General features: G+C 61.7%; 1 protein-coding gene. It reads right to left on the bottom strand.

All coding sequences use genetic code 11. The features are described 5' to 3' along the window. Positions 1 to 613: MFS transporter (locus NMG80_RS04620; RefSeq protein ID WP_254017046.1), on the bottom strand; the 613-nt coding region annotated here is incomplete at both ends.

Below are 613 nucleotides of genomic sequence, written 5' to 3'. Positions count from 1 at the left end.
CCCGCCAGCGCAGGACTGGCTGCGGCGGCCAGGCTGCGCGGGACCGATGTGAAGCTCGCGGCGGCTGCCTGCTCCACCTCGGTGACAACCGCCATCACGTAGGAAGAGCGCGTGGGCACATCCATCTGCGAAAGTGCGGCGCGAATCAGCAGCAAAGCGAGCGCCAGAGGGAGCGTCGGCGCAAGCGCCGCCAGCATCAGGGCCAGGCTGGACGGAATATGTGTGAACACCATCGTGTTGATGAGTCCGATGTGCCGAGACAGCCAAGCTGCAACAGGGAATGAGAACGCCGAAAGTACGCCCGACCAAAAGAAGAAAAAGCCGGCTTCCGAGAGCGACAGGTCGAATTTTTCAAAAAGCCATAGAGCAAGCAGCGACTGGACGACAAAGCCGCCGGCGAAAGCATCAAGGCTAAAAAGTGCCGCAAGCTTGAAAACAATATTGCGCGAGGGCCCGAGCGCGGACGCGATGCCGGCATCCGACGTCGGACGCCGCCGCGGGATCCGCGCATAAAGGAGGCCCCCGAACAGGCCGAGCAATGCATAGAGCACGAACATCGCCTTGATACCGGTGAGTTGGTCGAGGCCGACTGGAGCCAGAAGATCAGGGGTTG

The organism is Mesorhizobium escarrei, assembly GCF_935825525.1.
In the GTDB taxonomy this organism is placed as follows: Bacteria; Pseudomonadota; Alphaproteobacteria; order Rhizobiales; family Rhizobiaceae; genus Mesorhizobium; species Mesorhizobium escarrei.
The sequence above is the reverse complement of the archived record's forward strand: the minus strand, read 5'-3'. Positions and strand labels throughout refer to the sequence as shown.